Origin of the sequence: Saccharomonospora saliphila YIM 90502 (genome assembly GCF_000383795.1) — a bacterium.
GTDB lineage: Bacteria > Actinomycetota > Actinomycetes > Mycobacteriales > Pseudonocardiaceae > Saccharomonospora > Saccharomonospora saliphila.
Genome location: NZ_KB912680.1, coordinates 1 through 2070, shown reverse-complemented (window position 1 = coordinate 2070; position 2070 = coordinate 1). Strand labels below are relative to the sequence as shown.

Below are 2070 nucleotides of genomic sequence, written 5' to 3'. Positions count from 1 at the left end.
GCGAGGGCGTGGACGCCGCCACCGTGGCGCTGTGGCGGGAGTGCGCGGCCGTGGAGATGCCGCGCGCCGTGGTGGTCTCCCGGCTCGACCACGCCCGCGCCGACGTCGCAGGCGAGATCCGCGCGTGCCGCGAGGCGTTCGGCGAGGGAGTACTGCCGCTGTACCTGCCACCGAGCGACGGCAGTCCGGGGCTGGTGGGCTTGGTCACCCAACGGTACTTCGACTACACCTCGGGCCACCCTCCGGTCGTGCGCACGGTCGGGGTGGCCGACGTGGTGCGCATGACCGAGGCCCGCAACGAACTCATCGAGGGCGTCATCGCCGAGAGCGAGGACGAAACGCTCATGGAGCGGTACCTCTCGGGCGAACTCGTGCCCGAGGAAACGCTGATCACCGACCTCGAGACGGCCGTGGCCCGCTCCCGCTTCTACCCGGTGATCCCGGCCTGCGCGCTGACCGGCGTGGGCACGGCCGAGATTCTCGACGGCATCGCGCGGGCGTGCCCGTCGCCGCTGGAGCACACCCCGCCGGAGGTGACCGCCGTCGACGGCGGGCCGAGGCCGCGCCTGACCACCGACCCCGGCGGCCCGCTCGCCGCCGAGGTGTTCCGGACCTCCGCCGACTCCTACGTCGGGCGGGTCTCGCTCGTGCGGATGTTCTCCGGCACGCTGCGTCCCGAGCGCGCCGTGCACGTGTGCGGGCACGGGCTGGCCGAGCGCGGGCACGACGATCACGACACCGACGAACGGGTGGCGCACGTCTACTCGCCGCTCGGAGCGACGCTGCGGGAGGTGCCGCACTGCGTGGCGGGCGACGTGTGCGCGGTGACGCGGCTCAGCTCGGCCGAGACGGGTGACACGCTCTCGGCACCGGACGATCCGCTGCTCATCCGTACCTGGGAAATGCCGGAGCCGTTGCTGCCCGTGGCGGTGACCGCCCGCTCCCGCAGCGACGAGGACGCCCTGGCGCGCAACCTGTCACGGCTCGTGGCCGGGGACCCGACGCTGCGCCTCGAACGCAACGCCGAGACCGGCCAGCTCGTGCTGTGGTGCATGGGCGAGGCACACGCCGAGGTCGTCCTCGCGCGCCTGCGTGCCGGCGGCGCGGACGTGACCACCGAGGACGTGCGGATCAGCCTGCGTTCGACCTTCGCCGCGCAGGCGACCGGGCACGGACGGCACGTCAAGCAGTCCGGCGGACACGGACAGTACGCCGTGTGCGACATCGAGGTGGAGCCGCTCGAGCGCGGCGCCGGGGTGGAGTTCGCCGATCGCGTCGTCGGCGGGGCCGTACCGCACCAGTTCATCCCGAGCGTGGAGAAGGGCGTGCGGGCACAACTGGCCCGCGGGATCGGCGACGAGCACCCGGTGGTCGACGTCCGGGTCACCCTCGTCGACGGCAAGGCGCACAGCGTCGACTCCTCCGACGCGGCGTTCCAGACGGCCGGGGCGCTGGCGCTCAAGGACGCCGCCGCCACGGCGGGCATGGTGCTGTTGGAACCGCTCGACTCCGTGACGATCCGTGTGCCCGACGAGTACCTCGGTGCCGTGCTGGGCGACCTGTCGTCGCGACGCGGGCGCGTGCTGGGCACCGAGTCGGCCACCGGCGGCACCAGTGTCGTGCGTGCCGAGGTCCCTTCGGGCGAACTGCTGCGCTATGCGATCGACCTGCGCTCGCTGACCTCGGGCACGGGCGAGTTCACCCGCGACCACGCCCGCTACGAACCGGCCCCCCACCGCCAGGCGGCGGGCTGAGGGCCTCCGTCACGACGCGGCCGGGAAGCCGGCGGCAGCCGGAGGATCGGGCTCGGCGATCTCGAAGTACTCCGGGTGCTCGGCCGTGCCCGCGAGGCGGAACACGCGAACCCGGCGCCGCCGCCGCAGCGCCAGGGTGTCCCGGACGGCGTCGTTGTAGACGCGACGGGCGATCACCACCCTGTGTTCGGCGTCGGCGAGCTCTCCCGCCAGTGGCGGCGCGATCCGCCGCCGGTCCAGCCGGTCCAGCGCCCGGGTGAGTTCGTTCTCGGCCAGTTCCCGCTCCGACCGGGGCGCGGCCTCGGCGGTATCGGCG

Annotated in this window: 1 protein-coding gene and 1 pseudogene; one reads left to right on the top strand and one right to left on the bottom strand. The window is 73.8% G+C overall.

From position 1 onward, the window contains the following. Positions 1-1754: elongation factor G-like protein EF-G2 (locus tag SACSA_RS22875; protein WP_019816433.1), on the top strand; the 1754-nt coding region annotated here is incomplete at its 5' end. A 9-nt stretch (positions 1755-1763) separates the two neighbouring features. On the opposite strand, the pseudogene SACSA_RS26150 reads toward SACSA_RS22875, so the two are convergent. Next, positions 1764-2070 (bottom strand): annotated as a pseudogene (locus SACSA_RS26150) (NUDIX hydrolase); the annotation flags it as partial.